Annotated in this window: 20 protein-coding genes and 2 pseudogenes; 15 read left to right on the top strand and 7 right to left on the bottom strand. The window is 72.4% G+C overall.

Translation table 11 applies throughout. The annotated features are described in order from the left end of the window. The first annotated feature begins 73 nt into the window (after positions 1-73). Complete coding sequence (locus NON19_RS15840; RefSeq protein ID WP_255928572.1) at positions 74-793, top strand: helical backbone metal receptor; 720 nt, start codon at positions 74-76, stop codon at positions 791-793. Here the strand turns inward: NON19_RS15840 and NON19_RS15845 are convergent. Then, complete coding sequence (locus NON19_RS15845; RefSeq protein WP_255928574.1) at positions 759-1,880, bottom strand: TDT family transporter; 1,122 nt, start codon at positions 1,878-1,880, stop codon at positions 759-761. The two genes, NON19_RS15840 and NON19_RS15845, sit on opposite strands and share 35 nt — an antisense overlap. A 70-nt stretch (positions 1,881-1,950) precedes the next feature. On the opposite strand from NON19_RS15845, the gene NON19_RS15850 reads away from it, so the two are divergent. Next, on the top strand, positions 1,951-2,877 hold the full coding sequence (locus tag NON19_RS15850) for a LysR family transcriptional regulator (protein ID WP_255928576.1): 927 nt from the start codon (positions 1,951-1,953) through the stop codon (positions 2,875-2,877). A 55-nt stretch (positions 2,878-2,932) separates the two neighbouring features. Here NON19_RS15850 and NON19_RS15855 read toward each other — a convergent pair whose 3' ends face one another. Both NON19_RS15855 and NON19_RS15860 read right to left on the bottom strand, forming a co-directional pair. Further along, positions 2,933-3,637 (bottom strand): gamma-glutamyl-gamma-aminobutyrate hydrolase family protein, encoded by a 705-nt coding sequence (locus tag NON19_RS15855; RefSeq protein WP_255928578.1) that lies wholly within the window; start codon positions 3,635-3,637, stop codon positions 2,933-2,935. 49 nt (positions 3,638-3,686) lie between these two features. After that, a pseudogene (locus NON19_RS15860) lies at positions 3,687-4,436 on the bottom strand (FadR/GntR family transcriptional regulator). Between the two features lie 81 nt (positions 4,437-4,517). Between NON19_RS15860 and NON19_RS15865 the strand changes: the two are divergent. Together NON19_RS15865 and NON19_RS15870 are read left to right on the top strand one after the other, a co-directional pair. Further along, a pseudogene (locus NON19_RS15865) lies at positions 4,518-5,267 on the top strand (type I glutamate--ammonia ligase); the annotation flags it as partial. Between the two features lie 61 nt (positions 5,268-5,328). Beyond that, positions 5,329-6,129, top strand: coding sequence for a 3-oxoacyl-ACP reductase (locus NON19_RS15870; RefSeq protein WP_255928580.1), 801 nt, complete (start codon positions 5,329-5,331; stop codon positions 6,127-6,129). 90 nt (positions 6,130-6,219) lie between these two features. Here NON19_RS15870 and NON19_RS15875 read toward each other — a convergent pair whose 3' ends face one another. Beyond that, positions 6,220-7,422, bottom strand: a complete 1,203-nt coding sequence (locus NON19_RS15875; RefSeq protein WP_255928582.1) for an alanine racemase — start codon at positions 7,420-7,422, stop codon at positions 6,220-6,222. A gap of 272 nt (positions 7,423-7,694) precedes the next feature. On the opposite strand from NON19_RS15875, the gene NON19_RS15880 reads away from it, so the two are divergent. From NON19_RS15880 to NON19_RS15895, 4 genes are all read left to right on the top strand, one after another. Next, positions 7,695-8,633 carry a hypothetical protein gene (locus NON19_RS15880; RefSeq protein WP_255928584.1) on the top strand — a complete coding sequence of 313 codons (939 nt, stop codon included), beginning with the start codon at positions 7,695-7,697 and terminating at the stop codon, positions 8,631-8,633. Between the two features lie 155 nt (positions 8,634-8,788). Then, positions 8,789-9,922, top strand: coding sequence for a type VII secretion-associated serine protease mycosin (gene mycP, locus NON19_RS15885; protein ID WP_255928586.1), 1,134 nt, complete (start codon positions 8,789-8,791; stop codon positions 9,920-9,922). Positions 9,923-9,956: 34 nt separating this feature from the next. Next, positions 9,957-10,691 carry an SseB family protein gene (locus NON19_RS15890; protein WP_255928588.1) on the top strand — a complete coding sequence of 245 codons (735 nt, stop codon included), beginning with the start codon at positions 9,957-9,959 and terminating at the stop codon, positions 10,689-10,691. Positions 10,692-10,815: 124 nt separating this feature from the next. Continuing rightward, positions 10,816-11,565, top strand: coding sequence for an MIP/aquaporin family protein (locus NON19_RS15895; protein ID WP_255928590.1), 750 nt, complete (start codon positions 10,816-10,818; stop codon positions 11,563-11,565). A 24-nt stretch (positions 11,566-11,589) separates the two neighbouring features. Here NON19_RS15895 and NON19_RS15900 read toward each other — a convergent pair whose 3' ends face one another. Further along, positions 11,590-11,979: a DUF1844 domain-containing protein gene (locus NON19_RS15900; RefSeq protein ID WP_255928592.1), complete on the bottom strand. Its 390-nt coding sequence runs from the start codon at positions 11,977-11,979 to the stop codon at positions 11,590-11,592. Between the two features lie 355 nt (positions 11,980-12,334). On the opposite strand from NON19_RS15900, the gene infC reads away from it, so the two are divergent. The 7 genes from infC to pheT all read left to right on the top strand — a co-directional run bounded on the left by infC (position 12,335) and on the right by pheT (position 19,762). Further along, positions 12,335-12,958, top strand: a complete 624-nt coding sequence (gene infC / locus NON19_RS15905) for a translation initiation factor IF-3 (protein ID WP_255928711.1) — start codon at positions 12,335-12,337, stop codon at positions 12,956-12,958. Between the two features lie 112 nt (positions 12,959-13,070). Beyond that, positions 13,071-13,265 carry a 50S ribosomal protein L35 gene (gene rpmI / locus NON19_RS15910; RefSeq protein ID WP_255928594.1) on the top strand — a complete coding sequence of 65 codons (195 nt, stop codon included), beginning with the start codon at positions 13,071-13,073 and terminating at the stop codon, positions 13,263-13,265. Between the two features lie 97 nt (positions 13,266-13,362). Next, positions 13,363-13,746 (top strand): 50S ribosomal protein L20, encoded by a 384-nt coding sequence (gene rplT / locus NON19_RS15915; protein WP_255928596.1) that lies wholly within the window; start codon positions 13,363-13,365, stop codon positions 13,744-13,746. Positions 13,747-13,897: 151 nt separating this feature from the next. Further along, a complete protein-coding gene (locus tag NON19_RS15920) occupies positions 13,898-14,737 on the top strand; it encodes a TrmH family RNA methyltransferase (RefSeq protein ID WP_255928712.1) in 840 nt (279 codons plus the stop codon). Positions 14,738-14,785: 48 nt separating this feature from the next. Continuing rightward, the gene (locus NON19_RS15925; protein ID WP_255928598.1) at positions 14,786-15,907 is read left to right on the top strand and encodes a sensor histidine kinase; all 1,122 of its coding nucleotides are present in this window, start codon (positions 14,786-14,788) and stop codon (positions 15,905-15,907) included. Between the two features lie 196 nt (positions 15,908-16,103). Continuing rightward, positions 16,104-17,249, top strand: coding sequence for a phenylalanine--tRNA ligase subunit alpha (pheS, locus tag NON19_RS15930; protein ID WP_255928600.1), 1,146 nt, complete (start codon positions 16,104-16,106; stop codon positions 17,247-17,249). Beyond that, positions 17,249-19,762 (top strand): phenylalanine--tRNA ligase subunit beta, encoded by a 2,514-nt coding sequence (gene pheT / locus NON19_RS15935; RefSeq protein WP_255928602.1) that lies wholly within the window; start codon positions 17,249-17,251, stop codon positions 19,760-19,762. Before pheS ends, pheT begins: the two co-directional genes overlap by 1 nt. Before the next feature lie 86 nt (positions 19,763-19,848). Here the strand turns inward: pheT and NON19_RS15940 are convergent, their stop codons facing one another. Continuing rightward, positions 19,849-20,709, bottom strand: a complete 861-nt coding sequence (locus tag NON19_RS15940; protein ID WP_255928604.1) for a 3-hydroxybutyryl-CoA dehydrogenase — start codon at positions 20,707-20,709, stop codon at positions 19,849-19,851. 108 nt (positions 20,710-20,817) lie between these two features. Then, entirely contained in the window at positions 20,818-21,261 is a 444-nt protein-coding gene (locus NON19_RS15945; protein ID WP_372514155.1) for a DUF6314 family protein, read from the bottom strand. Between the last annotated feature and the right edge of the window lie 2 nt (positions 21,262-21,263).

The raw sequence follows: 21,263 nt of genomic DNA on the forward strand, positions 1-21,263 counted from the left end.
GGCGGGCTTCGCCCGACCTGCTGAAGACCCCACCGTGCCGCGCGGTTCGGCGGGATCAGGGAGACTGGCGGTCATGCGCGTTGTCTCGCTCGTCCCCTCGCTCACCGAGGCCGTCGCCGCCACCAGGCGGGACCTGCTGGTAGGCGTCACCGACTGGTGCACCCACCCGGACGACCTCGATGTCGTCCGGGTCGGCGGCACCAAGAACCCCGACACCAAGCGGATCGCCGCGCTCGCGCCCGATCTGGTGATCGCCAACGAGGAGGAGAACCGCGCCCCCGACCTGGCCGCGCTGCGCGCCGCCGGGCTGCGCGTGCTGGTGACCGAAGTACGCACCCTGGAGCAGGCGTTCAGCGAACTGCGCCGGGTACTGGTGGACGGCTGCGGGCTGCCGAGCCCGGCCTGGCTGGCCGAGGCGGAGGCCGTCTGGCGCCGGGTGCGGCCGCCCGGCCGCCTGGTCCCGGCCGTGGTGCCGGTGTGGCGGCGGCCCTGGATGGTGTGCGGGCGGGACACCTTCGCGGGCGACGTACTGGCCCGGCTCTCAGTGGGCAACGTGTACGCCGGTCACTGCGAACGGTATCCGCGCATCCCGATCGACGAACTCAACGCCGCCGGTGCCGAGTTGGTGGTGCTGCCCGACGAGCCGTACCGCTTCACCGCGGACGACGGCCCTGAGGCGTTCCCCGGCCTGCCCGCCGCGCTGGTCAGCGGGCGCCATCTCACCTGGTACGGGCCCTCGTTGCGGGAGGCGCCCGAGGTCATCGGCGCGGCGCTGCGAGCAGCGCGCCGCTGACCAGGCCACCCGCCGTGCGCACCGCCGCGGTGCCCCAGGCCGCCACCAGCAGCGCGTACAGCCCGACCGCCAGCCAGCCGAAGACCGCGACGCCGGTGTGCCGGGCCAGGCTGGCCGCGCCCGTGACACAGGTTCCCACCGGGAAGGTGAACCCCCACCATGTCATCGTGAACGGCATGCCGCGGCGTGCCGCACGCACCACCATCACCCCGGCCAGCGCGAGCCACAGCAGCGCGAACCCCATCACCGGCACCCCGTACAACACCGCGAAGCCGCCCAGCGGTTGGGCGTACGGCGCGGATCCCACGGCGGGCACGGCGTCGGCGGCGTTGCCGACCGCGGTGGTCGACTGGCCGAGCGGACCCAGTACCAGGAACAGCGTCGGAGTCAGCGCGAGCGGCAACGGCCCGTGGTACACCAGCCGCGCGAACACCGCGGGAAGCATCACCAGCGTCGCCAGCAGGCTCAGCCCGAACATCGCGTAGCAGCCGAGCAGCAGCGCGGCCCGCCACTGGCCGGGCGGCAGATGGGGGACCAGCGCGGGACCGGTCGCGGCCGACACCATCGGCGCCACAACCGGCAGCAGCAGCACCGGCGAGGCGCTCTTCGTCCCGATCCGGTGCCTGGCCACCATCAGATAAGGCACCGCCACCGCGACCAGTAGCCCGCTGGCCGTTCCGGCCAGCCACAGCCCCGCGTCCACCGCGACCGCCGCCCGCACCCCGATCCAGTGGGCGCCGACGGAGAGCGTTCCGGCGCCCACCGCCAGCAGGGCCATCGAAAGGCAGCCGTAGAACGGCGCCACCGCCGGGTCCAGCAGATGCCTGCACGCCTGGTCGGGGTGGCACCACAGATGCCCGGCGCGGGCGGCGAGCACGGCGGCCAGCAGTACCGCCGACAGCGCCCACACCACCAGGCACGGCAGCCGCAGCCACGAGGGATGCCCGGGCAGCGCGGCACCGGCGTTGGCCACGATGGCCGTGCCCATGACGGTGGCGTACCAGTTCGGACCGAGGTGGCGCAGTGGCGCGGACCGCTGGTCGCGGGCGGTGGGCGCGGCGGTGCGTACGGGAGTGAGAGTGGCCATGTCCCCACACTCGCTGGCCGTCGCCCCGCTCACCAGGGAGTATGTGTCTATGAGGGCATAAGCTGGGGTTATGAGCAGCAGCCGGGACGTGCCGCGACCACTTGCCCACCGAGTGCCGGATCTGGGAGCGATGGAGTTGCTGCTGGCTGTGGCGCGGCTGGGCAGCCTGGGCCGTGCGGCGCGCGAGCTCGGCATCACCCAGCCCGCCGCCAGCAGCCGCGTCCGGGCGATGGAACAGCAGCTCGGGGTGCGCCTGGTGACCCGCTCACCGTCCGGCTCGCGACTGACCGACGCCGGGTCGCTGGTCACCGACTGGGCGCGCCGGGTGGTCGAGGCGGCCGAGGAGTTCGACGCGGGAGCGCGGGCCCTGCGGGCCCGCCGGGACTCCCGGCTGCGCGTCGCGGCCAGCATGACCATCGCCGAGTACCTGCTGCCCGGCTGGCTGATCGCGCTGCACGGGCAACTGCCCGGCACCGCGGTCTCGCTGCTGGCCGGTAACTCCGCGGCGGTCGCCCGCAGGTTGCGGGACGGGGAGGCCGACCTGGGGTTCGTGGAGGGGGTTGACGTGCCCGGTGGGCTGGATGCGGTGACGGTCGCCCATGACCGCTTGGTCGTGGTCGTGGCACCGGGCCACCCCTGGGCGCGGCGCCGCACGCCCGTCCCGGCACGGGAGTTGGCGGCGACGCCGCTGATTCTGCGCGAGGAGGGTTCGGGGACCCGCCAGGTGGTGGACGCGGCGTTGGCCGAGTACGGGGGGCTGGCGGCGCCGTTGCTGGAGCTGTCCTCGACGACGGCGGTCAAGTCCGCGGTGAGTAGCGGCGTGGGGCCGACGGTACTGAGTCAACTCGCCGTCGCCGATGAGCTCGCGGCCCGCCGCATGGTGGAAGTCCCGGTGGAGGGCGTCCGGTTGGCGCGTGAGCTTCGGGCGGTGTGGCCACAAGGGCAACGCCCGACGGGGCCGTCCCGGAACCTCTTGTCGCTGACAGCGCGGGATTGACCTCGCCGCGAGGCGCGCGACCGCGGCGCCGTAGCCCGGCGGTGCTGAACGCGGCTCAACCCACCGTGGCCGCGACCAGCGCCCCCAGCACGCGAGAGTCGTCCGACATCTCCGGATGCCACTGCACGCCCAGCACGAAGGGGCCGCCGGGGAGTTCCACCGCCTCCACCGTGCCGTCGCAGGCGGCGTGCGCGCTGGCGATCAGCGCGCCGCCCAGGCGGCCCACCGCCTGGTGGTGGTACGTCGGCACGTCCACTGGCTCCGGGACGGCGGCGGCCAGCCGGGTTCCGGCCACCGGGACGACCCGGTGGCTGCCGAACACGCCCGCCACCTCGGCGTGGCCCGCGTGCCCGACCTCGTCGGGCAGGTGCTGCACCAGCGTGCCGCCCAACGCGACATTGAGCAGTTGCATGCCCCGGCAGATGCCGAGCAGTGGGGTTCCGGCGCCCAACGCGGCCTCGATCAGGGCCAGTTCCCACGCGTCCCGCTCCACCGCGGGCGGCCCCGTCCGCGGATCCCGCTCGGCTCCGTAGCGCTGCGGATCGACGTCCTCGCCGCCCGCGATCACCAGGCCGTCCAGCCGTTCCACGGCTTCCTTGGCCGCCGCCGGGTCATCCGGCGGCAGCATCACCGCCAGCGCCCCGGCCGCCTGCACGATGCGCGGATAACTGGCGGGCAGCAGTGCCGCGGGCAGCTGCCACACCCGGTAGCGCGCCGAGGACTCCCAGTACGTGCTGATGCCGATCAGTGGCCGTCCCACCGCTGTCCTCCCGTCGCCTCCAATGGTTTGGAAGTGTACCTTTGTCTGGTCAACTGAGGAACCCGCGCAAAAGTGCCGCGGTGCCCGCACAGTGCTCGCGCATCACCTCGCGCGCTCCGTCGGCATCTCCCTCCAGGATCGCCTCAAGGAGCGCCGCGTGCTGGGTCTGCGAGTGTTCGAGGTTGCGCACCAGCAGCGGGATGCGGTCCAGCAGGTCGTTGACCCGCGCCCGGGTCCCGGCGTACGCGGCGGCCAGCGACGGCGAACCCGACAACTCGGCCAGCGTCAGGTGCAGCCGGGTGTCCAGCCTGCGGTAGTCGGCGAGCGGCGCGTCGTTCGTCGCCGCCGCAGCCGCCCGCAGCCGCTCGCGCTGCTCCTCGTCCAACTCCCGTGCCGCGCACAGCTCCGCGGCCCCCACTTCCAGCACTTCGCGGAACCGCAGCACGTCGTCCACGTCGACATCCGCCACCTCGGGCGCGGTGCCGGACGCCGTGCTGGCCAGGTCGCCCGCGCGGTAGCGCACGAACGTTCCGCCGTACCGGCCGCGTCTGCTCTCCACCAGGCCCTGCTCCTGGAGCACCTTGAGCACCTCGCGCAAGGTCACCCGGCTGATCCGCAGCCGGTCCGCCAACTCCCGCTCCGACGGCAGTCGTTCGCCCTACGGCACCAGGCCGAGCCGCAGTACCTGGAGTATCTGCTCCAGCGCCTCCTCGAAGCCGCTGCCCGCCCGTACCGGACGCAGCACGGGGGAGAGCCGGTCGGTCTCCCGTGCCCGGCCGCCCTGCGCGGAGCCGCTCATCCGTCCTCCCGAAAGCCCTTACCAATCAATGGTTCCCACGCATACCTTAGGGCTCCGGTCCACTGACAGGAGGCCCACCTCGTGGCAGACCGCACACCGCCACTCACCGTGCCCGAGCTGCGGCGGCTGGTCGACACCGGCACCGTCGACACCGTCGTCCTCGCCTTCACCGACATGCAGGGGCGCCTGCAGGGCAAGCGCTTCGCGGCGCCCTTCTTCCTGGACGAGGTGCTGGAGCACGGCACCGAGGGCTGCAACTACCTGCTCGCCGTGGACGCCGAGATGAACACGGTGAACGGTTACGCCATGTCCTCGTGGGAGCACGGCTACGGTGACTTCGCGATGCAAGCCGACCCGGCCACACTGCGGCACACCCCCTGGAACGAGGGCACCGCACCGCTCATCGCCGACCTCGCCTGGCACGACGGTTCACCCGTCGCCGCCTCCCCGCGGCAGATCCTGCGCCGCCAGCGCGACCGTCTCGCCGAACGCGGCTGGTCCGCCCTCGTGGGCACCGAGTTGGAGTTCATGGTGTTCAACGACACCTACGAGGACGCCTGGAACCGCGGCTACCGGCAGATGCACCCGGCCAACCAGTACAACGTCGACTACTCGGTGCTCGGCACCGGCCGGGTCGAACCGCTGCTGCGCCGCATCCGCAACGAGATGGGCGCCGCCGGGATGACCGTGGAGTCCGCCAAGGGCGAGTGCAACCTCGGCCAGCACGAGATCGCGTTCCGCTACGACGAGGCGCTCACCACCTGCGACCAGCACGTCATCTACAAGACCGGCGCCAAGGAGATCGCCGCCCAGGAGGGGCGGGCGCTCACATCGGCCCCGGCGCGCTCGCCGCCTTCACCGAGACCGAGAACGTCTTCATCAGCACGGAGGAATGACACCAGTGACCGCACAGACCGACGAAGTCATCTGCCGCCGCCTGCCGGGCCGAACCGCCGTCGTCACCGGCGCGGGCAGCGGCATCGGCCTGGCGACCGCCCGCCGTCTCGCCTCCGAGGGCGCCAACGTGGTGTGCGCCGACATCGACCAGGCGGCGGGGGAGGCCGCCGCCGCCCAGACCGGCGGCTCCTACCTCAAGGTCGACGTCACCGACGCCGACCAGGTGAAGGAGTTGTTCCGGACCGCGTACGACATCTACGGCTCCGTGGACATCGCGTTCAACAACGCCGGGATCTCGCCGCCCGACGACGATTCCATCCTGACCACCGGGATCGACGCCTGGCGCCGGGTCCAGGAGGTCAACCTCACCTCCGTCTACCTGTGCTGCAAGGCGGCGCTGCCCTACATGCAGCGACAGGGCAAGGGCTCGATCATCAACACCGCGAGTTTCGTCGCCGTGATGGGCGCCGCGACCTCGCAGATCTCCTACACCGCCTCCAAGGGCGGGGTGTTGGCGATGTCCCGGGAACTGGGCGTGCGGTTCGCCCGGGAGGGCATCCGGGTCAACGCGCTGTGCCCGGGCCCGGTCAACACCCCGCTGCTGCGCGAGCTGTTCGCCAAGGACCCGGAGCGCGCCGCGCGGCGCCTGGTGCATATCCCGCTCGGGCGCTTCGCCGAGGCGGAGGAGATCGCCGCCGCGGTGGCGTTCCTGGCGAGTGATGACTCGTCGTTCATCACGGGTTCGGAGTTCCTGGTCGACGGCGGCATCGCGGGGGCGTACGTCACGCCCCTGTAGCCCTTCGGGCGGTTCCGAACGGGGGATTGGGGGCTTGCCCCCGTGTGTCCGGGGGGTTGGGGCTTGCCCCAGGAAGTAACAGCCATCTCCTCACAGGAACGTGCGGCCTTCGCCGCGGTACGTGGGGACGACGGCGACCACTTCGTCGCCGGAAACCAGGTGCAACTGTGCGAAGCGCTCGCACAGTTCGCCCGCTTTCGCGTGGCGGAACCACACCTTGTCGCCGATCAGCAGATCGTCCGCCGCTGACCCCAGGAGCGGTGTCTGCACCTCACCCGCGCCTTCCTGCGGGTCGTACCGCAGGCCCTCCGGCAGATAGGGCACCGGTGACCGGTCCTTGCCCGCGGCGCCGGACGCCGGATACCCGCCGCCCAGTACCGTCACCACCCCGACGCCCGGGCGCCGTACCACCGGCTGGGCGAACAGCGCCGCCGGGCGCCCCCGGAACGAGGTGTAGTGGTCGAACAGCCGCGGCACGAACAGCCCGGAACCGGCCGCCACCTCGGTCACCGCGCGCTCCGCGGCCGTGTGCTGGACGCTGCCGGTGCCGCCGCCGTTGACGAACTCCAGCCCCGGCGCCACCGCCCGTACCGCCCGCACCGCCTCCGCGCGGCGCGCCGCCAACTCCCTGCGGGCGGCGGCCTGCATCAGCCGTACCGCCCGGGACCGCAACGGAGCGTCCGGTACCGCGTCGCCCACACCGGCGACATGCCCCTCGTACGCCATCAGCCCGACCACCCGGAAGCCGGGCCTGCGCTCCACCGCCCTTGCCATCTCGGCCAGTTGGACGGGATCGTGCAACGGTGAGCGCCGTGCGCCGAACCGTATCCGGCCGCCCAGCAGCCGCAGGCTGGTGTCCAGCTCCAGGCAGACCCGTACCTCCTCACCGCCGCCCGCGCGCGCCGCGTCGATCAGATCGAGCTGGGCCACGTCGTCGACCAGCACCGAAATCGCGCCCGCCAGCTTCGGGTCGGCCGTCAACTCCGCGAATCCGGCCCGGTCCGCCGACGGGTAGGCCAGCAGGACGTCCTCGATTCCGGCGCGGGCCAGCCACACCGCCTCGGCCAGCGTGAACGCCATCACCCCGGCGAACCCGTCCCGCTCCAGCACCCGTTCCAGCAGCGCACGGCAGCGCACCGACTTGCTCGCCACCCGGACCGGCTTGCCACCCGCCCGTCGCACCAGGTCATCGGCGTTGGCGTCGAACGCCGCCAGATCCACGATCGCCAGCGGTGCGTCAAGGCGCGCGGTCGCCCGGTCGTAACGGGCGCGGTCGGCGGCACGATCAGACATGCGGGCAGCTTGCCCCGTGTTCGAGCGCCGGACAAGACCCCCGACCAGCGGACATGATCCGGACCAGGGGGCGCGCACACAGCCAAAACCCGTACTGTGTCCCCCCGGGGCCTGGACCCCGGCACTGGCGGGAGAACCGGACGGACACAGCTCACAGGAGGGGGCACCGGGTGGGAACCGGAGTCGACAGCGGGGCGCCGCGCCCCTCCACTCCGCCACCGCGTCCGCACACTCCGCCGCAACAGCCCCTTTCCGCCGCAGGAGTTGGCTCCATGGCCGAAATCGGTTCCGTGCCCACCGGTCCGACCTCGACGCTCCCGGTGCCGCCCATGCCGAGGCGCCCGCCCACCCTGGGAATGCCAGCGGTCCCGCCCCCGCCCAACTACCCTCCGCCGCCCGCCGCACGTCCGGCCACGTGCCCTTCCCCGGCCGGGCGTGCCGCGCGCGGCACCGTCGCCGCAGGGGTCTGCCTGGTGCTGGGCGCCGGACTGCTCGGCGGCGCCGCCGTCGGGCACTTCGTGGGGGGTGACACGGCCGCCGCGCAGACCGCGCGGGAGGACACCGCGCTGACGTACGCCGACGCCCGGAGCCTTTGGCACAGCGTGCCCGTGGACACCCTCTTCCCGCCGACGGTGCACGGTCGCGGCGCCGGACCCGGCGGCGCCGACCGCACCTGGATCCGGATCGGGGTCGCCCCGGACAGCGGATGTGACGGCGCGTTCGATCCGGCGCTGGCCGCCGCGCTCGCCCCGGTCGGCTGCCTGCGGCTGCTGCGGGCCACCTACACCGACGCCACGTCCAGCAGCGTCACCACCGTCGGGGTGCTGATCACCCGGGCCGACCCGGCCAGCATGGCCGCGCTGCGCGGCACCTGGACCGCCCGCCACCTCGACGGCCGCACCGACGCCATGCCCCGCCCGGTGGCCTTCCCCGGCACCGTCGCGGCGGGCTTCGGCCTCGCCCAGCGCGCCAGTTGGACCGTCGACATCTCCGACACCCTTCCGGTGATCGGCTACGCGGTGAGCGGCTTCGCCGACGGCCGTGCGGTCACCGACCCGCAGCCCGCCGCGGCGGCCACCACGAAGGGCGCCACCTCGGCCGCCGCGCAGGCCGGACTGGGGCACGACGCCAAGGGCCTGGCGTCCGCCATCGAACACCACATACGCACCGACGTGGAACAGTCCCTGCACCGCAAGGGAACCGCCTCATGAGGGCCCACACAGCGCCCGGGGCACCCCCTCCGCGCCGCGGCGCGGCCCACCCGTCGCCCACCACCCGCGACGCGGGCTCCCCCAGACTCCGTCCGGGGGGACCACCTCCGCGCCGAAGCACCCTTCGGTTCCGCTGCCTCGCGCTGCTGCTCGCCATGCTGGCCGCCCTCTTCGTGCCGGGCGCGATCGCGTACGCCGACTCGATCCGCCAGCAGCAGTGGGCGCTCGACACCCTGCACGCGCAGAGCGCCTGGCGCACCACCAAGGGCAAGGGCGTCACCGTCGCGGTTCTGGACACCGGGGTGGACGGCAGCCACCCCGACCTCACCGGGCAGGTACTGCCCGGCACCGACCTGGTGGGCTTCGGCGCCAAACGCGGCGACTCCTCCTGGGCCCGGCACGGCACCGCGATGGCGGGCATCATCGCCGGGCACGGACATGGCACGGGCGGCGACAGCGGGGTGATGGGCATCGCCCCGGAGGCGAAGATCCTTCCGGTGCGGGTGATCCTGGAGGACACCGACCCGCAGCGCAAACAGGCCCGGGCCACCCGTGACGGCGCGCTCGCCGAGGGCATCCGCTGGGCCGTCGACCACGGCGCGAACGTCATCAATCTCTCCCTGGGCGATGACAGCAAGACCGCCCATCCCGACCCGGCCGAAGACGCGGCCGTCCAGTACGCGCTGGCCAAGGGCATCGTGGTGGTCGCCTCCGCGGGCAACAGCGGCCAGCAGGGCGACCCCGCCTCCTATCCCGCCGCCTACCCCGGGGTGATCGCGGTGACGGCGGTGGACCGGTACGGCAACCGCGCGGCGTTCTCCACCAGCCGCTGGTACGCCACCGTGGGCGCGCCCGGTGTGGACGTGGTCATCGCCGACCCGGACCGCCGCTACTACGAGGCCTGGGGCACCAGCGCCGCCGCCGCGCACGTCTCCGGCGTCGTCGCGCTCATCCGCTCCGCCTACCCGCGGCTGAGCCCCGCCCAGATCAAGCGCCTGCTCCAGGACACCGCCCAGGACCCGCCGCCGGGCGGCCGCAACGACCAGGTGGGCGCCGGGGTGGTGGACCCGGTGGCCGCGCTGGACGCCGCCGCGAAGCTCACCCCCGGCCCTGAGGCGCCCACCCCGGCCGCCTACGCCAAGCGGTACTTCGGCTCGGGCCCCACCCCGGTACGCGCCTTCGCCGCGTCCGACGCCGCTTCCGGGATCGGGCTCGCCACCGTCAGCGCGATCGTGGGAGCCGCGCTGCTGGCGGCGGCCGCGGTGTTCCGGTGGCGGGCAAGGCGCTGACCGGGCGGGGCGGCGGCGCCGATACCCTCGTCAGGTGGCTCTCAAGAACATTCCGGACCCCGGCTTCTCCGACGACGACGGCACCGCCGATCCCCGACTGAGCGCGGCACTCGCCGCGTACGCCGAGGACCGCTCCGCCGAGCCGGATGTGCTCGCCGCACTGGTCGGCGCCCGACTGCTGGTGCCGGTCGTGGCGCTGCTGGGGGAGGTGGAGGTCGGCCCCGACGGCTTGCGCCGGGAGAAGACCAGCGACATGGCGGTGCCCACCATCCAGGCCCCGGACGGCCGCCGGGCGCTGCCCGCCTTCACCTCCGTGGCGAGCCTGGCCCGATGGCGGGCTGACGCCCGGCCGGTGGCCGTACCGCTGCACCAGGCGCTGCGCGCGCTCGCCCACGAGCAGGCCGACACCCTGCTGCTCGACATGGCGGGACCGGTGCCGTACGCGCTGGCGGGCCCGGCGCTGCACGCCCTCGCCTCGGGCCGGGACCGGCTGGATCCGCTCACCGACCCGGCGGTCGCCGAAGCGGTGCGCGACGTGCTGGCCGGGCAGCCCGAGGTGGTGCGCGCCCATCTGGTGCCGAGCCGGGAGACGGACGGCACGGTCGGGCTGGTGCTGGGGGACGGTGCGCAGGTGGCGGCGGTGGCCCAGCGGGTGGCCACGGCGCTGGCGGGTGACGAGACGCTGCGCGCCCGGCTGGTGCGCGGCCTGGAGCTGGCGCTGCTGCCGCCGGACGCCAGGCTGCCGGGGGAGCCGCTGTTCGTTCGCTGAACGGGCGCTTTTCCTCCGGCGGTCAGGGGCGCGCCGGAGGGTCGCGGTGTGTGTGGCGCCTGGTTGGTCGAGAATGTCCGGTGTCCAGGTGCCAGGCACACGGCAACGACGCGAGGAGAGCGCCATGGTGGACCGGGCCGCCCTCACCTGCGAGTTCATGGGCACCTTGCTGCTGGTCTTCTGCGCCGTGGGCGCGACGGTGCTGGCGGGCGAGTACATCGGCAGCCTCGGCACCGCCATGGCCTTCGGTCTGGTGCTGCTCGCGCTGGTGTGCTCGTTCGGCGCGGTCTCCGGGTGCCATGTCAACCCCGCGGTGACGCTGGGCATGTACTGCGCCGGCCGGCTGGAGGCGCGGACCGCCGTACGGTACTGGACCGCCCAGTTCGCGGGTGGGATCGCGGGGGCGGCGCTGCTGTTCGTGGTGGCCCGGCAGGTGCCGGGGCTGAAGGTCAGGGGCGGATTCGGCAGCAACGGCTACGGCGTCCGGTCGGCCGTCGGCATCAACATCGTCGGGGCGTTCCTCGCCGAGGTGGCTCTGACCTTCCTGGTGGTGTTCGTGGTGCTCGCGGTGAGCCGGGGCAGGGCCACCCTGTCGGGCTCGGCCGGGCTGCCGGTCGGAATGGCCTTCGCGGTGGCGCAGTTGGTCGGCGGCCCGCTCACCGGTGCCTCGGTGAATCCGGCGCGCAGTCTGGGGCCCGCGCTGTTCGCGGGCGGGGCGGCGCTGGCGCAGGTGTGGCTGTTCATCGCCGCCCCACTGGTCGGCGGCGCGCTCGCGGCGGGGGCGCACCGGGTGACCCATCCGACGCCCGCCCCACCGGCTTCGCTGGCGGAGCCGGAGCCGGAGCCGGACGCCGTTGCGGCGCGGACGCGGTGAGCCGAAGGCTTTCCCGGGTCCGCCTCAGCCGATGACCGGTCCGGTGAACTTCTCGCCCGGGCCCTGGCCCGGCTCGTCCGGCACCACGGACGCCTCGCGGAACGCCAGTTGCAGCGACTTCAGCCCGTCCCGCAGCGGAGCCGCGTGGTAGGAGCCGATCTCGGTGGCACCGGCGGTGACCAGACCAGCCAGCGCGGTGATCAGCTTGCGCGCCTCGTCGAGGTCCTTGTGCTGTGCACCCTCCTCCGCCAGTCCCAGGTTGACCGCGGCCGCGCTCATCAGGTGGACCGCCACCGTGGTGATCACCTCGACCGCGGGGACGTCCGCGATGTCACGGGTCATGGTGTCGAAGTCGGGGCCACCGGCGGCGGAGTCGGACGGGCCGGTGGGCGCGGGGGAGGTGCTGTCGCTCATGACGGACACGATAGGCCCCGTTCGGTGATTACTGCCCACGCCCGAAGACTGGTATGCTTTGAGATCGACCGGCTGGGCACCCAGGAGTTCCCGGATGTTCAGCCCGCAAGTGGAGCTCCAACTCCCACCTTGCCGACCTTTCGGGTCGGCGGGTCTCCGGTCAGGCGTCAGCGCGTCGTGAGATGTGTTGGCCCGATGCGCCCCGCGGAATACCGCGGCGGTGCTCCCGGTTGTGAGGAGCCCCGCCTGCGTACCGTACGGGGCGTTTTTTGCGTCCTGGGTACGGGGTCAGGAGACACAGACTCAAGGCGCGGTTGCCCGCCAGGCCGCCGCGTGGTGCAACCGAGGAGGCCCCATCAGCGCCGAGCCCCGCATCAACGACCGGATTCGCGTCCCCGAGGTGCGACTCGTCGGTCCCAGTGGCGAGCAGGTAGGCATTGTGCCGCTTGCCAAGGCCCTGGAGCTCGCACAGGAGTACGACCTGGACCTGGTCGAGGTCGCGGCTACCGCCCGACCGCCCGTGTGCAAGCTCATGGACTACGGGAAGTTCAAGTACGAGTCGGCCATGAAGGCCCGTGAGGCGCGCAAGAACCAGGCGCACACGGTCATCAAGGAGATGAAGCTCCGGCCGAAGATCGACCCGCACGACTACGACACCAAGAAGGGTCACGTCGTCCGGTTCCTCAAGCAGGGCGACAAGGTCAAGATCACGATCATGTTCCGTGGTCGCGAGCAGTCCCGCCCCGAACTGGGCTTCCGGCTGCTGCAGCGGCTGGCGGAGGACGTCCAGGACCTGGGCTTCGTGGAGTCCAACCCGAAGCAGGACGGCCGCAACATGATCATGGTTCTCGGTCCGCACAAGAAGAAGACCGAGGCGATGGCCGAGGCCCGTGAGGCACAGGCCGCCCGCAAGGCCGGTCGCCAGCCGCGGCAGGACGAACAGGCCGAGGAGCCGCAGGCTCCCGCCGACGCCGGCTGAGGCAAGCCAGCAAGACCCCGGGCGTGAACCCCGGGTACGCAATGCAGTACTGACGCTCTCCGTCCGCCCTGGCCGCGGACGGGAGGGCCAGCGATGAGGAGACTACGGCGCCATGCCGAAGAACAAGACGCACAGTGGTGCGAGCAAGCGGTTCAAGATCACCGGCTCCGGCAAGGTGCTGCGTGAGCGCGCCAACAAGCGTCACCTGCTGGAGCACAAGCCGTCCACGCGGACGCGCCGTCTCACCGGCAACGCCGAGATGGCCCCGGCCGACGCCAAGAAGATCAAGAAGCTTCTCGGCAAGTGACGGACCGCGCCCCCGACCGGGGCGCGCCGACTGACCGGGACCAATTCGTTTTCGGACCGTGTGAGTACCACCGCGGTCCCCAACAAGGAGTTACCAAGTGGCACGCGTCAAGCGGGCAGTGAACGCCCACAAGAAGCGCCGGGCAATCCTCGAGCAGGCCAGCGGCTACCGCGGGCAGCGTTCCCGCCTGTACCGCAAGGCGAAGGAGCAGGTCACCCACTCCCTCGTCTACAACTACAACGACCGCAAGAAGCGCAAGGGCGACTTCCGTCAGCTGTGGATCCAGCGCATCAACGCCGCTGCCCGCGCCAACGGCATCACCTACAACCGCTTCATCCAGGGTCTGAAGGCCGCCAACATCGAGGTGGACCGCAAGATCCTCGCGGAGCTCGCCGTCAACGACCCGAACGCGTTCGCCGCGCTGGTCGAGGCCGCGCAGAAGGCGCTGCCGAGCGACGTCAACGCGCCGAAGGCCGCCTGACGCCGCGCTAGCGTTCTCTAGCCGTCGGACCCGCAGGTATCACACCTGCGGGTCCGTTCGTTGGTTGTGCCCCACCGCGGAGCTGCCCTGGTTCCGGCGGAACGGCTGCCCACAACCAAGAGTTGCCCACAACAGTCGACGGAAAGCCCGCATCGTGACCCCCACCCCCGAGCTGACCTCCCTGCGATCCCCGCGCGTCAGCGCCGCGCGGCGGTTGGCCAAGCGCAGCTTCCGCGGCAAGGAGCGCCGGTTCATCGCGGAGGGACCGCAGGCGGTCCGCGAGGCGATCGGGCATCTGATCGAGGTGTACGTCACGGTGGAGGCGCTGCGGCGGCACGCCGACATCGTCGAGGCGGCCCGCGCCGCGGGCGTCACCGTGTTCACCGCCACCGACGAGGTGGTGGCCGAGGTCTGCGACACCGTGACCCCGCAGGGCATCGTGGGCATCTGCCGGTTCCTCGACTCGCCGTTCGAGGAGATCCTGCGCGCCCGCCCCAAGCTGGTCGCCGTCCTCGCGCACGTCCGCGACCCCGGCAACGCCGGAACGGTGCTGCGCTGCGCGGACGCCGCCGGTGCCGACGCCGTGGTGCTCACCGACGCCTCGGTCGACCTGTACAACCCCAAGGCGGTGCGCGCCTCGGTGGGCAGCCTGTTCCATCTGCCGGTCGCGGTCGGCGTCCCGGTGCGCACCGCGGTCGACGGGCTGCGCGAGGCGGGCGTACGGCTGCTGGCCGCCGACGGCGCGGGGGAGCGGGACCTGGACCGCGAACTGGACGAGGGCACCATGGGCGGCCCCACCGCGTGGATCTTCGGCAACGAGGCCTGGGGCCTGCCGCAGGAGACCCGGGCGCTGGCCGACGAGGTGGTCCGGGTGCCCATCCACGGCCGGGCCGAGAGCCTCAACCTCGCGACCGCCGCCGCGGTGTGCCTGTACGCCTCGGCGCGTGCGCAGCGCGCACCCGGAGGGTGCCGCTCGGTGACCTCCGGCTAGTAGGCTGGCCGGCCGGACCCGTAAAGGGCAGCGAAGGGAAGCAGGGGGATGGACGCCGGAACCGCCGCCAGTGGCACCACGAGCGCCGCGCTGTTCGGCGCCGAGCTGGCGGACCTCGGCCTGCACCCCGACGACCTCCCGGACGGACTGGTGGTCGCCGACGAGACCGGGCGGGTGGTCTGCTTCAACGCCGCCGCCGCCCGGCTGACCGCGCTGCGTCCGGCGGACGTCATCGGCCTGCCCATCGAGCGCGCGCTCCCCCTTGAGGATCTGGAAGGCCGCCGCTGGTGGACCGTGACCGATCCCTACCGCGGCCTGGCCATCCGGGTCGGGCAGCCGGAGCGCAACCTGCTGCTGCCCGGCGGACGTGAGGTGCTGGTCTCCGCCCGCTATGTGCGCGAGCACCCCGCCGGACCGGTGCGCCGCCTGGTCGTCGCCCTGCGCGGCACCGGAAGCAGGCGGCGCACCGAGCGCAGCCACGCCGAGCTGATCGCCACCGTCGCCCATGAACTGCGCTCTCCGCTGACCTCGGTCAAGGGCTTCACCGCCACCCTGCTCGCCAAGTGGGAGCGGTTCTCCGACGACCAGAAGAAGCTGATGCTGGAGACCGTCGACGCCGACGCCAACCGGGTCACCCGGCTGATCGCCGAACTCCTGGACATCTCGCGGATCGACACCGGACGGCTGGAGGTGCGCCGTCAACTGGTCGACATCGAGGCCGCGGTGCGCCACCGAGTGGCCGCGCACATCGCGGCGGGCGTCCCGGCCGAACGGTTCGAGGTGCGGGTCACCGGCCCGCTGCCCGCGCTGTGGGCGGACCCCGACAAGCTCCAGCAGGTGCTGAGCAACCTGCTGGAAAACGCGGTGCGGCACGGCGAGGGGACTGTCATCATCGACGTGGCGCCCGCGTCGTGCCCGCGTGAGCGGGACGGTGCCGGAACGGCCGTCACCGTGACCGACGAGGGGCCCGGCATTCCGGAGGAGTCGATGGGCCGCGTCTTCACCCGCTTCTGGCGGGGCAACCGGCGCGGTGGCACGGGCCTCGGCCTGTACATCGTCAAGGGCATCATCGAGGCGCACGGCGGCACGATCACGGTGTCCCGGGCACCCGGCGGCGGCGCCCAGTTCCGATTTATCCTGCCCGTCGGGGCACCGGCCTTCATGGGCTGAGTCGCTCGACGGGCTTGTTCTCCAGCCCTCGGACGCGTGCGGTGAACGCAGTGGCGCGCAGCGTCCCCGCCGAGGGTGGTGGGCGACGGGCGGGACGCCGTGCCCAGTAGACTCGGCCTTTGGCCACAGAGGTCGGAAACAGGCCATCCAGGTCGAACACAGACCGCGCGCCAGCCAACCGGAAACACGGGAAGAGATGTCGGCACCCAATAAGTCGTACGACCCTGTCGAGGTCGAGGCACTGAAACCGGAAGAGATCGAGCGGATGCGCGACGAGGCGCTCGCCGCCTTCGCCGCCGCGAGCGATCTGGACGCGCTGCACGAGGCGAAGGTCGCCCACACCGGTGACCGTTCACCGCTCGCGCTCGCCAACCGGGAGATCGGCGCGCTGCCGCCGCACGCCAAGGCGGAGGCCGGAAAGCGCGTCGGTCAGGCGCGCGGCGCGGTCAACAAGGCACTGGCCGCCCGCAAGGAGCAGTTGGAGGCCGAGCGCGACGCCCGCGTGCTGGTCGAGGAGGCGGTGGACGTCACGCTGCCGTACGACCGACGCCCGGCCGGTGCCCGGCACCCGATGACCACCTTCGCCGACCGGATCGCCGACATCTTCGTGGCCATGGGCTACGAGGTTGCCGAGGGTCCGGAGGTCGAGGCCGAGTGGTTCAACTTCGACGCCCTCAACATCGCCGCGGACCACCCGGCCCGCACGATGCAGGACACCTTCTTCGTCAACGCCGGTCAGCCCAACGGCAGGCGGGTCGGCACCGGTTCGGCCTCCGGCGACGTCGTACTGCGCACCCACACCTCCCCGGTGCAGGTCCGCTCGCTGCTCGATCGCGAGCCGCCGGTGTACGTGATCTGCCCGGGCCGGGTCTACCGCTCCGACGAACTGGACGCCACCCACACCCCGGTGTTCACCCAGGTCGAGCTGCTCGCCGTGGACGAGGGCCTGACCATGGCGGACCTCAAGGGCACCCTGGACCACATGGTGCAGGCGCTGTTCGGCGAGGGCATGAGCACCCGACTGCGCCCGAACTACTTCCCGTTCACCGAGCCGTCCGCCGAGATGGACATGGTCTGCTACGTGTGCCGTGGCGACTCGGTGGGCAACCCCGACCGCCCCTGCCGCACCTGCTCCTCCGAGGGCTGGATCGAGCTCGGCGGCTGCGGCATGGTCAACCCGCGGGTGCTCACCGCCTGCGGTGTGGACCCCAACAAGTACAGCGGTTTCGCCTTCGGCTTCGGTATCGAGCGGATGCTGATGTTCCGCCACAACATCGAGGACATGCGAGACATCGTCGAGGGTGACGTGCGGTTCACCCTTCCGTTCGGGATGGAGATCTGATGCGGGCCCCGCTTTCCTGGCTGCGGGAGTACGTCGACCTTCCGGCTGGCGAGACCGGCCGTGATGTGCAGGCGCGGCTGGTCTCGGCCGGACTCGAGGTGGAGAAGGTCGAGCAGCTCGGCACGGGCCTGAAGGGCCCCCTGGTGGTCGGCAAGGTACTGGCCATCGAGGAGCTGACCGAGTTCAAGAAGCCCATCCGCTACTGCCAGTTGGACGTCGGCACGGCCAACGGCACCGGCGAGCCGCAGAACGTGATCTGCGGCGCGCGCAACTTCCGCGTCGGCGACAAGGTCGTCGTCGCGCTGCCCGGCGCCGTGCTGCCAGGCGACTTCCAGATCTCGTCCCGCAAGACCTACGGCAAGGTCTCCGAGGGCATGATCTGCTCGGCCCGCGAGCTGGACATGGGCGACGACCATGACGGCATCATCGTGCTGCCGCCGGAGCACGAGGTCGGCACCGACGCCATCGAACTGCTGCAACTGGTCGACGAGGTGCTGGACATCGCGGTCACCCCGGACCGCGGCTACTGCATGTCGATGCGCGGCATCGCCCGGGAGACGGCCACCGCCTACGGGCTGCCGCTGCGCGACCCGGCGCTGCTGGACGTGCCCGCGCCCAACTCGTACGGCTACCTGGTGAAGGTCGCCGACCCCATCGGCTGCGACCGCTTCACCGCGCGCACCGTGGTGAACGTCAACCCCGAGGCGGCGTCGCCGATCTGGCTGCAGCGGCGGCTGCAGAAGGCGGGCATGCGTCCGGTCTCGCTGGCGGTGGACATCACCAACTACGTGATGCTGGAGCTGGGTCAGCCGCTGCACGCCTACGACCGCGGCCGCCTCGACGGCCCGATCGGGGTGCGCCGGGCCCAGCCGGGCGAGAAGCTCACCACGCTGGACGGCACCCAGCGCGTCCTCGACCCCGAGGACCTGGTCATCACCGACAACTCCGGCCCGATCGGGCTGGCCGGTGTGATGGGTGGCGCCAACACCGAGATCGCCGACCCGGTGCGCGACGAGCAGACCGGCGAGGTGCGCGGAACCACCGAGATCGTCATCGAGGCCGCGCACTTCGACCCGGTCGCGGTGGCCCGTACCTCCCGTCGGCACAAGCTGTCGTCCGAGGCGTCCAAGCGCTTCGAGCGCGGCGTCGACCCGCAGGCCGCCTCGGCCGCCGCCCAGCGCACCGTCGACCTGCTGGTCCTACTGGCGGGCGGCACCGCGGAGGCCGGGGTCACCGAGGTGATCTCCCCGTCCGCACCGCGCACCATCTCCATCCCGGCCGACCACCCCGACCGGGTGGCCGGTACCGAGTACGGCCGGGAGACCGTGGTACGGCGGCTGCAGCAGGTCGGCTGCGATGTGTACGGCGCCGACGAACTGGTCGTCACCGTCCCCAGCTGGCGGCCGGACCTGACCGACCCCAACGACCTGGCGGAAGAGGTCATCCGGCTGGAGGGCTACGAGAACCTGCCGTCCACGCTGCCGAAGCTGCCGTCCGGCCGTGGGCTGACCGAGTCGCAACTGCTGCGCCGCCGGATCGGCCGTGCGCTGGCGGGTGCCGGATATGTCGAGGTGCTCAGCTACCCGTTCGTCGGTGAGGCGGTGCTGGACCAGCTGGGCCTGGAGCCGGACGACCCGCGGCGCCGGGCGGTGACGCTGGTCAACCCGCTGTCCGACGAGGAACCGGCGATGCGCACCACGCTGCTGCCCGGTCTGCTCGGCGCGCTGCGCCGCAACCACGGGCGCGGTGCACAGGACCTGGCGCTGTTCGAGACCGGCCTGGTCTTCCTGCCCACCGGCGAGGAGCCCGCGCCGCCGAAGCTGACGGTGGACCGGCGCCCCACCGACGAGGAACTGGCCGCGCTGGACGCCGCGCTGCCGCACCAGCCCGCGCACGCCGCCGTGGTGCTGTCCGGCGCCCGCGAGCCGCAGGGCTGGTGGGGCAAGGGCTACCCGGCGAACTGGGCGGACGCGGTGGAAGCGGCCCGTACCGTGGCCCGCGAGGCCGGGGTCGAACTCACCGTCCGCCAGGCCCAGTTGGCGCCCTGGCACCCGGGCCGGTGCGCCGCGCTGTACGCGGGGGAGGAGCTGGTCGGCCACGCCGGTGAGCTGCACCCGCGGGTGGTCAAGGCGATGAACCTGCCGGAGCGCACCTGCGCGATGGAGATCGACCTGGAGCTCGTGGAGCGGGCCGCTGGCGGCCCGCTGCGGGCGCCTCGGGTCTCCACGTTCCCCGTCGCCACCCAGGATGTCGCGCTGGTCGTGGACGCCTCCGTCCCGGCCGCCGATGTGGAGGCCGCGCTGCGCGCGGGCGCCGGTGAACTCCTGGAGGACCTGCGGCTGTTCGACATCTTCTCCGGTGAGCAGATCGGCGAGGGCAGGAAGTCGCTGGCGTACGCGCTGCGCTTCCGCGCCCCCGACCGCACGCTGACCGCCGAGGAGGCGTCCGCCGCCCGGGACGCCGCGGTGGCCGTGGCCGCCGAGCGCACCGGAGCGGTGCTGCGCGGCGCGTGACCGCATAACGGCTGAGGGCCGGTCCGGCATGTCGCCGGACCGGCCCTCAGCCGCTTCAGTGCCAACTCCCGCCGGGCAGGCCCCGGTTACCGGTAGTCGTAGAACCCGTGCCCGCTCTTGCGGCCGAGCCGCCCCGCGTCAACCATCCGCAGGAGCAGCGGCGGCGCGGCGTACAGCGGCTCCTTGTACTCCGAGTACATCGAGTCGGCGATCGCCGCGATGGTGTCCAGACCGATCAGGTCGGAGAGCTTGAGCGGTCCCATCGGGTGGGCGCAGCCCAGCTCCATGCCGTTGTCGATGTCCTCGCGGGTGGCGATGCCGGACTCGAACATCCGGATCGCGGAGAGCAGGTATGGCACCAGCAGGGCGTTCACCACGAACCCGGAGCGGTCCTGGGCGCGGATGGCGTGCTTGCCCAGGACGTCGGTGACCAGCTTCTCCGCCCGCAGCAGCGTCTGCGAGCCGGTGGTCAGCGCCGGAACCAGCTCGACCAGCTTCTGCACCGGGGCCGGGTTGAAGAAGTGGATGCCCACCACCTGGTCGGGGCGCGAGGTGGCGACGGCCAGCTTCACCAGGGGAATGGAGGAGGTGTTGGAGGCGAGGATGGCGTCCGGCCGGGTCACCACCTGGTCGAGCACCTGGAAGATCTCGGTCTTCACCTGCTCGTTCTCCACCACGGCCTCGATCACCAGATCGCGGTCGGCGAACTCGCCGAGGTCGGTGGTGAAGGTGAGCCGGTCCAGTGTGGCGTCCCGCTCCGCCTCGGTGATCTTGCCGCGTTCGGCCGCCCGGCCGAGGGAGTTGGTCAGTCGGGTGCGGCCCAGCTCCAGCGCCTCGCCGTTGGTCTCGGCGACCCGTACGTCCAGCCCCGCCCGGGCGCAGACCTCGGCGATCCCCGCGCCCATCTGACCGCAGCCCACTACCCCGACCAACTGGATGTCGCCCACCGTGCAGCCTCTCGTGTTCGCATGTCGCCTCCCGGATCGCGGGACGCGGGCGGCCGGTCCCCGTCGACCATGCCACTTCGGGACCTTACACCGGGTGCGGGGGCCGCTTCAGAGCCGGTCGTGGACGGTGATCATCAGCAGGTCCTTGTGGGGTCCGGTCACCCGCCACACCACCTGCCAGCGGTCCTGACCGTGCACCGTGAACTCCCCGCGGTAGGCGTCGGCGGCGCAGGGATGGTGCGCCGTCCAGCGCCCGGTGCGCAGGTCCAGGTGGTGGAACGGGCGGCCGTCGGTGAACCTCACCTCGCTCGTACCGTCGCCGACCGGCTCGAACCGGTGGCCGCGGTACGCGGGTCGGGTCACGCCCGCCCAGGTGAAGTGGCCCTCCTCGGTGTGCAGCAGCGCCCCGCCCAGGCCCTGGCCGCGGAACTCGCAGCTCCCGTCGAACTCGCCGGTCTGCCCGGTGCCGAGGTCGCGGACGGTACGCCGAACCCGCCACCGGCCTCCGAGATAGGCGAGCACATCGGGCACGGGATGGAACACGCCGTCGATCG

Source organism: Streptantibioticus rubrisoli, assembly GCF_024436055.1.
GTDB lineage: Bacteria > Actinomycetota > Actinomycetes > Streptomycetales > Streptomycetaceae > Streptantibioticus_A > Streptantibioticus_A rubrisoli.

Bases quoted from the DNA above. Each gene is read 5' to 3' on its own strand.
- NON19_RS15840 (WP_255928572.1), top strand. From the start codon at position 74: ATGCGCGTTGTCTCGCTCGTCCCCTCGCTCACCGAGGCCGTCGCCGCC.
- NON19_RS15845 (WP_255928574.1), bottom strand. From the start codon at position 1,880: ATGGCCACTCTCACTCCCGTACGCACCGCCGCGCCCACCGCCCGCGAC.
- NON19_RS15850 (WP_255928576.1), top strand. From the start codon at position 1,951: ATGAGCAGCAGCCGGGACGTGCCGCGACCACTTGCCCACCGAGTGCCG.
- NON19_RS15870 (WP_255928580.1), top strand. From the start codon at position 5,329: ATGACACCAGTGACCGCACAGACCGACGAAGTCATCTGCCGCCGCCTG.
- NON19_RS15875 (WP_255928582.1), bottom strand. From the start codon at position 7,422: ATGTCTGATCGTGCCGCCGACCGCGCCCGTTACGACCGGGCGACCGCG.
- NON19_RS15880 (WP_255928584.1), top strand. From the start codon at position 7,695: ATGGCCGAAATCGGTTCCGTGCCCACCGGTCCGACCTCGACGCTCCCG.
- mycP (WP_255928586.1), top strand. From the start codon at position 8,789: ATGCTGGCCGCCCTCTTCGTGCCGGGCGCGATCGCGTACGCCGACTCG.
- NON19_RS15895 (WP_255928590.1), top strand. From the start codon at position 10,816: ATGGTGGACCGGGCCGCCCTCACCTGCGAGTTCATGGGCACCTTGCTG.
- NON19_RS15900 (WP_255928592.1), bottom strand. From the start codon at position 11,979: ATGAGCGACAGCACCTCCCCCGCGCCCACCGGCCCGTCCGACTCCGCC.
- rpmI (WP_255928594.1), top strand. From the start codon at position 13,071: ATGCCGAAGAACAAGACGCACAGTGGTGCGAGCAAGCGGTTCAAGATC.
- NON19_RS15925 (WP_255928598.1), top strand. From the start codon at position 14,786: ATGGACGCCGGAACCGCCGCCAGTGGCACCACGAGCGCCGCGCTGTTC.
- pheS (WP_255928600.1), top strand. From the start codon at position 16,104: ATGTCGGCACCCAATAAGTCGTACGACCCTGTCGAGGTCGAGGCACTG.
- pheT (WP_255928602.1), top strand. From the start codon at position 17,249: ATGCGGGCCCCGCTTTCCTGGCTGCGGGAGTACGTCGACCTTCCGGCT.